Annotated in this window: 6 protein-coding genes; 4 read left to right on the forward strand and 2 right to left on the reverse strand. The window is 73.2% G+C overall.

Annotation, left to right across the window (positions count from 1 at the left end):
• Window positions 1-17: 17 nt before the first annotated feature.
• A complete protein-coding gene (locus IEZ05_RS33910; protein ID WP_189234155.1) occupies window positions 18-1,361 on the forward strand; it encodes a hypothetical protein in 1,344 nt (447 codons plus the stop codon).
• A gap of 135 nt (window positions 1,362-1,496) precedes the next feature.
• Here IEZ05_RS33910 and IEZ05_RS33915 read toward each other — a convergent pair whose 3' ends face one another.
• Window positions 1,497-2,666: a Cmx/CmrA family chloramphenicol efflux MFS transporter gene (locus tag IEZ05_RS33915; RefSeq protein WP_189234156.1), complete on the reverse strand. Its 1,170-nt coding sequence runs from the start codon at window positions 2,664-2,666 to the stop codon at window positions 1,497-1,499.
• 227 nt (window positions 2,667-2,893) lie between these two features.
• Here IEZ05_RS33915 and IEZ05_RS33920 point away from each other — a divergent pair, with 227 nt between their 5' ends.
• A complete protein-coding gene (locus tag IEZ05_RS33920; protein ID WP_189234157.1) occupies window positions 2,894-3,469 on the forward strand; it encodes a cysteine hydrolase family protein in 576 nt (191 codons plus the stop codon).
• On the opposite strand, the gene IEZ05_RS33925 is transcribed toward IEZ05_RS33920, so the two are convergent.
• Window positions 3,456-4,052, reverse strand: a complete 597-nt coding sequence (locus IEZ05_RS33925) for a YceI family protein (protein ID WP_189234158.1) — start codon at window positions 4,050-4,052, stop codon at window positions 3,456-3,458. The genes IEZ05_RS33920 and IEZ05_RS33925 overlap by 14 nt on opposite strands.
• A 155-nt stretch (window positions 4,053-4,207) precedes the next feature.
• Between IEZ05_RS33925 and IEZ05_RS33930 the strand changes: the two genes are divergently transcribed.
• Together IEZ05_RS33930 and IEZ05_RS33935 are read left to right on the forward strand one after the other, a co-directional pair.
• Window positions 4,208-6,565 carry a polysaccharide lyase 8 family protein gene (locus IEZ05_RS33930; protein ID WP_373298902.1) on the forward strand — a complete coding sequence of 786 codons (2,358 nt, stop codon included), beginning with the start codon at window positions 4,208-4,210 and terminating at the stop codon, window positions 6,563-6,565.
• Window positions 6,566-6,719: 154 nt separating this feature from the next.
• Window positions 6,720-7,086, forward strand: a 367-nt coding sequence (locus IEZ05_RS33935) for a carboxyl transferase domain-containing protein (RefSeq protein ID WP_308426982.1), incomplete at its 3' end; no start/stop codon positions are given.

The raw sequence follows: 7,086 nt of genomic DNA on the forward strand, positions 1-7,086 counted from the left end.
CGGGTACTTTCGAACGTATGAAGGACGTCCGTATGCAAGTCCTCATACGCCTGCTGGTCGTGCCGGTCGTCGCCGCCCTCGCGGTGCTGATGGCCGGTGCGCCCGGCGCCCACGCGGCCACGGACGTGTCCGAGATCGGCGCGGCCCTGCGTGAAAGTCCCGTGTACGTGGACCCGGCCGCCTCCGACCTGCTGTCCGACGCGGACGCCGACGCGCTCGCCGACAAGATCGAGAGCGCGGACGAGCCGGTCTTCGTGGCGGTCCTGCCGGCGGACTACCCGACGCAGAACCTCTTCCAGAACCTCCGCACGGAGACCGGCATCACCGGCTTGTACGGCATCCGCCTCGGCGACCGCTTCGACGCGCGCGCCGACAGCAGCGTGCTGAGCCGGCAGGGAGTGAACAACCTGGTCACGGCCGTGCAGGGCGCCGGTGACCCCAAGGCCCAGCTGAACGACTTCGTCGACGACGCGCTGCGCAGCGTGCGCGGCTCGGCCCCCGCCTCCTGGGACTCGGGCGGCTCCGCCGTCTCGACGGGCGCGCTGATCGGCGCCGGCGCGGTCGTGGTGGTCGGCGGCGCGGGCGCCTACGCGCTGGTGCGGCGCAACCGGCACCGCCGCGAGGAGGAGCAGCGGGCGGCGCTGGAGCGGCTGCGGGTGGTGGTCGACGAGGACATCACGGCGTTCGGCGAGGAACTCGACCGCCTGGACTTCCACCCCGCCGAGCCCCGCGCGGACGACGCGATGCGCGCCGACTACGAACGCGCCCTGGACGCCTACGACCAGGCGAAGACGTACATGGCCGACGCCCGTCGGCCGGAGGACGTCCGGGCCGTCACCGAGGCACTGGAGGACGGCCGCTTCTCCCTCGCGCAGCTCTCCGCGCGCCGTGAGGGCAGGCCCCTGCCTGAGCGCCGCCCGCCGTGCTTCTTCGACCCGCGCCACGGTCCGTCCGTCGCCGACGCCACCTGGACCCCGCCGGGCGGCGCCACGCGCGAGGTGCCGGTCTGCGCGGCCGACCGGGCCCGCCTGTCCGACGGCCGGGACCCCATGGTCCGCGAGGTGGAGACCGACTACGGCCGCCGCCCGTACTGGGACGCGGGCCCGGCCTACGGCCCCTGGGCGGGCGGCTACTTCGGCGGCGGCATCCTGCCCGGCCTGCTGGTCGGCACGATGCTGGGCAGCATGATGGCCACCCCGGCCTACGCGGCCGACTACGGCGCCGGGTACGGCGACTTCGGCGGGTACGACGGGGGTGACGTGTCCGGCGGCGACTTCGACCCCGGCGACTTCGGCGGCGGTTTCGGCGGCGGCGACTTCGGCGGCGGAGGCGGCGGAGGGGACTTCGGCGGAGGCTTCTGAACAGCCCACCCCCACCGCCCCGGTCAGGCCCGGCTCGTACGGCACGGCCGGGCCGTGCCGGTGGCCGAGGAGGCGGGGCCGGCGGCGGCCGCGAGCCCCGCGCTCACCCCACCACGCCGGTGGGCGGTGCCTCGGTCAGGCCCGCCGCGTACCCCACGACCGGGCCGTGCCCGCGACCGGGGCCGCGAGGGCGAGGGCGACGGCGCATGCCGCGAGGCCCGCGCTCACCCACACCGGCGACCGGTAACCGAACCCCGCGCCGATCGCCGCGCCCCCGGCCCACGGACCCAGCGCCGCGCCCACGTTGAACGCGGCCGTCGCGAAGCCGCCCGCCAGCGTGGGCGCGCCCGGCGCCGCGTAGAGGGCTTGCGCGATCAGTGTGGACCCGACGCCGAAGGACAGCGCACCCTGCGCGAACACGAGCCCGAGCACGAGCACCGGGTGTCCGGCGCCGAGCGCGAGCAGCGCCCACCCGGCGCACAGCGCGGCCCCGCCGGCCGTCACCACCGGCCCCGGGCGCCGGTCGGCGAGCCGTCCACCGGCGCTGACCCCGACGAACGACCCCGCACCGAACAGCGCGAGCACCCCGGGCGTCCACGCGCCGTCCAGCCCGCCGACCTCGGTGGCCAGGGGAGCGAGGTAGGTGAAGGTGCAGAAGGTCGCCCCGTTCACCAGTGCCCCCAGCAGCAGGGTGACCGACAGACGCGGGCTGCGCAGGGCCTCCAGCTCACCCCGCAGCGGGGGAGCGGCGGCATCGGCGGCCCCGGCCGGCACCGACCGGGCGACGGCGATCACGGCGGGCACCGACAGCAGGGCCACCGCCCAGAAGGCCGACCGCCAGCCCCACACCTGCCCGAGGAGCGCCCCGGCCGGCACCCCGACCACGCAGGCCAGCGTCACCCCGCCCAGCAGCATGGACGTGGCCCGCCCCTTGGCGTGCGGCGGCACCATGCCGGCGGCGGTCACCAGGGCGACGGCCAGGAACCCGGCGTTGGCCAGCGCACCGGCCACGCGGGTGACGAGCAGTGTCCCGAAGCTGTCGGTGACGGCACCGATCACATGGACGGCGAGGAAGACGACCAGGAACCCGAGCAGGGCCCCGCGCCGCGACCACCGCCGTGCGAGGCCCGCCATCAGCGGCGCCCCGACGACCATTCCCACCGCGAAGGCGGAGGTCAGGGCCCCCGCCGCGGGGACGGTGACCTGTAGATCCCTCGCGATGTCCGGGACCAGCCCGGACAGCATGAACTCGGACGTTCCCTGGGCGAACACGGCAAGGCCCAGCAGAAGAAGAGCGAACGGCATGAAGAAACTCCGCACTCCGGAAGTCGACGTCGAACACGACACGGCGGACGGCTGTCCGGCGGCGGTCACGACGACGACGGCCCGGGTACGCGCGGAGCGCGCCCCTCAGTCCGACATCACGAACGGCCACCGGAGAGCCGGTGGCCGGAGTCTGGATGCTTCGGGGCTGTTCACGGAGGGAAGGCTAGCCCGTTTCCCGCCGCGGCACGAGCGATTAGCGTGACCCCATGCCGCACTCCTCCGCCGTCCTCGTCATCGACATGCAGAACGCGCTGATGGGCATCGCCCACCGGCCAGCGCAGACCGTCGCCGCGATCGCGGGGCTGAGCGAGCGGGCCCGGGCCGCCGGTGTGCCCGTGGTGACGGTGCGGCAGGGGGACGAGGAACTGGTGCCCGGCACCGAGGGGTGGCGGGTCGTGCCGGAGCTGGCGCCCCGCGAGGGGGAGGCGGTCGTCGACAAGACCACGCCCGACAGCTTCCTGGCCACCGATCTCGACGGGACGCTCAAGGCCCTCGGCGTCACCGAGCTGATCGTGACCGGCTTCGCCACGGAGGTCTGCGTGGACACCACGGCGCGGCAGGCGCTGAGCCGGGGCTACGACCTGGTCGTCGTGGCCGACGGGCACACCACCTCGCTGCGCGGTGAGGCGGACGCCGATCTCGTCCCGGCGGACCGCTCGATCGCCCAGTACAACGCGATCTACCGGACGATCGGCTGGCCCGGCCGCCGTATCCGGGTCCGGGCCGCCGCCGACGTGGACTTCACCGCCCCCGAGGGGGCCGGGGGCCTCACGCCTGCTTGATCGCCGAGATGTCGAAGTTCAGCTTGATCTTGTCGGACACCAGGACGCCGCCCGTCTCCAGGGCCGCGTTCCAGGTCAGGCCCCACTCGGAGCGCAGGATCTCCGCCTTGCCCTCGAAGCCGACGCGCTCGTTGCCGAAGGGGTCCCTGGCGGCGCCGTTGAACTCCAGGTCGATGGTGATCGGCTTGGTGGTGCCGAGGATCGTCAGGTCGCCGGTGATGCGGTAGTCGTCACCGCCGAGGGCCTCCGCCTTGGTGGAGCGGAAGGTCATCGTGGGGAACTCGTCCGTCTTGAAGAAGTCCGCGCTCTTCAGGTGACCGTCGCGGTCGGCGGACCCGGTGTCGATGCTGTCCATCGTGATGTCGAGGGACGCCGTGGACTCGGCCGGGGCGGTGCCGTCCAGGTGCAGCGTGCCGGTGAAGTCGAGGAACTTGCCCTTGACGTTCGTGACCATGGCGTGCCGGGCGACGAAACCGATCGTGGTGTGGGACGGGTCGATCGCGTAGTCGCCGGTGAGGGCGGCGAGGTCCGGGTTGACGGCGGCGGGGGTGGCGGCGGCGGACTTGTTGCCGAAGAGGCCCATGACGTTCTCCTTGGTTTTGGTTGAATGTTCAATCAGTCCCAACGAGAACGACCGTAGACCTATTCCGTTCAATCTTCAACATCATCCGCGATGTTTCTCGGGAGGATCACTCCGCACGGCATGCTTCCCCGTCCTTCGGGGACGTGATAGACGGCATGAGCATGACCTCTCCGCGGCACCGCGCGCACCGGCCCCCCGCCTCTCCCACCCGACGCACCGTCCTGCTCGCCGCGGCCCTGGCCGCCGGCCTCACCCCGGCGCTCACCGCCCCCGCCGCAGCAGCCGAGGACGCCTACGCCACGCTCCGGCGCCGCTGGCTCGACATCGCCCTCGGCACCGGCTACGACCCGGCCGCCGAACCGTACGCCTCACGGCTCGCCGAGACCGGCGAACGCGCCCGCGCCTTCCGCGCCACGATGGCCCCCACCCCCACGTCGCTCTGGCCCGGCCACCCCTTCGACCCGCCCGCCGGCATCACCTTCAGCTACGGCCGGCTGTGGACCATGACGCAGGCGTACGTCCAGCAAGGCACCGGATCCACCGGCGACGCGGCCCTCCTCGCCGACGTCCTGCGCGGCCTCGACCACCTCTCCGCCACCGTCTACCACCCCGCCACCACGCGCTACGGCAACTGGTGGGAGTGGCAGATCGGCAGCCCGCGCCTGCTCATGGACATCACGGCCGCCCTGTACGACCACCTCGGCCCCGAGCGCGTCACCGCGGCCTGTGCCGCCGTCGACCACTTCGTCCCCGACACCATGCTCGGCGACTACACCGGCACCTCCACCGGCGCCAACCGCGTCGACCTGTGCCGCTCCGTCGCCCTGCGCGGCATCCTGGGCCGCACCCCGGCCAAGATCGCCCTCGCCCGCGACGCCCTCTCGCCCGTCTTCCCGTACGTCACCGAGGGCGACGGCCTCTACGCCGACGGGTCGTTCGTCCAGCACACCTGGGTCGCCTACTCGGGGACGTACGGCCAGGTCATGCTGGACGGGCTGGGCCGGCTGTTCGCCCTGCTCGCCGGGTCGGAGTGGGAGGTCACCGACCCGGGCAGGCAGATCGTCCTCGACAGCGTTGAGCGCGCCTACGCGCCGCTCATCCACGACGGACTGGTCATGGACGGCGTCAACGGGCGCGCCATCAGCCGCGGATACCTCGCGAGCGACGACCTGCACGTCATGCGCAGCGACCACTTCCACGGGCAGCAGCTCATCGCGGCCATGGCGGTGCTCGCGGGCGGCGCGAGCGAGGCCGAGCGCGGCCGCTGGCACGCGCGGATCAAGGGCTGGATCGCACGCGACACCGTCACCCCCGTCCTCACCGCGCCCCAGTTCGGGGTGGCCGACCTGGCCCGGCTGCGGGCCATCGCCGACGCGCCCGTCGAGGCCGCGCCCGAACCCACCGGACACCACCTCTACACCGCCATGGACCGCGCCGTGCACCGCCGGCCCGCGTTCACCGCGGGCCTCGCCATGGCCAGCGACCGCATCGCCCACTACGAGTGCGGCAACGGCGAGAACCCCCGCGGCTGGCACACCGGCTCCGGGATGCTCACCTGGTGGGCCGACGCAAGCCGGTCCGACCAGTACACCGACTGGTTCTGGCCGACCGTCGACTGGTACCGCCTGCCCGGCACCACCGTCTCCACCCGGCGGCTCCCCGACCGGGCGGGCGGAGAGTGGGGCGAGCCCAAGCCCGACGTGCGCTGGGTCGGCGGGGCGACCGACGGCGAGTACGCCGCAGTCGGCCAGCACCTCAAGGGTCTCGGATCCACCCTCGAAGCCCGCAAGTCCTGGTACTTCCTCGCCGACGCCGTGGTCTGCCTGGGCGCCGGCATCACCTGCGTGGACGGCGTCCCCGTCGAGACGGTCGTCGACAACCGCAACCTCGGGGAGGGCGGCACCCAGACCCTCACCCGCGGCCGGGACTGGGCCCACCTGGAGGGCCACGGCGGCTGGATCGTGCCCGACGGCGGCCTGCGGACCCTGCGCGAGGACCGCACCGGCGCCTGGTCGGACATCAACACCACCAGCACCACCGAGCGCCGCACCCGCCGCTGGCAGACGCTGTGGCTGGACCACGGCACGGACCCGGACGGCGCCGGGTACGTCTACGTCGTCATGCCGGGGGCGTCCCGCCGGACGGTCGCCCGACGCGCCGCCGACCGCGGATGGATGACGGTCCTCGCCAACGACGACCGGTGCCAGGCCGTCGCCGTACCCTCGCTCGGCCTGACGGCGGCGAACTTCTGGCAGCCCGGCACGGCCGGTCCGCTCACCGCGACGGCGGGGGCGAGCGTGCTGGTCCGGCGCCGAGGCCGTACCGCTACGCTCTGCGTGAGCGAGCCGCCGCGCACGGGGGCGCCCCTGGAGATCGTCTGGGACCACCCGGTGAGGGGCGTCGTGAGGGCCGACGAGTCGGTCGGGATCGTCGCCACCGGGCGCCGGCTGCACCTCCGTGTCACTCCAGGGGTGGTATGTACCACCCACGAATGTGAGGTGACTCTCAGCTGACGGCTTTGTGCGACCTCTACAAGGCTCAGGCCCCCTGAGCAGTCGAAACGGCTGCATGTTCTCGAGGTTCTGTTCAGTGGTACCAGGAAAACACGTCGGAGACTGTACGGAGTCGACGGCTCGCTTTCCTCGGTCCGCTTCGTAGAGTCGCTACATGACCGTTTTGGATGAGGCGCCGGGTGAGCCGACGGACGCGCGCGGGCGAGTAGCCGAACTGCACGAGATCCGTGCCCAGGCGGCGGCCGGGCCGAGCGAGAAGGCGACGGCGGCGCAGCACGCCAAGGGCAAGCTGACCGCGCGCGAGCGGATCGAGCTGCTCCTGGACCCGGGCTCGTTCCGGGAGGTCGAGCAGTTGCGCCGGCACCGGGCGACCGGGTTCGGCCTGGAGGCCAAGAAGCCGTACACGGACGGTGTGGTCACCGGCTGGGGCACGGTGGAGGGCCGCACCGTCTTCGTCTACGCGCACGACTTCCGTATCTTCGGCGGTGCGCTGGGCGAGGCCCACGCCACGAAGATCCACA

Source organism: Streptomyces flaveolus (genome assembly GCF_014648815.1).
Classification (GTDB): Bacteria; Actinomycetota; Actinomycetes; order Streptomycetales; family Streptomycetaceae; genus Streptomyces; species Streptomyces flaveolus.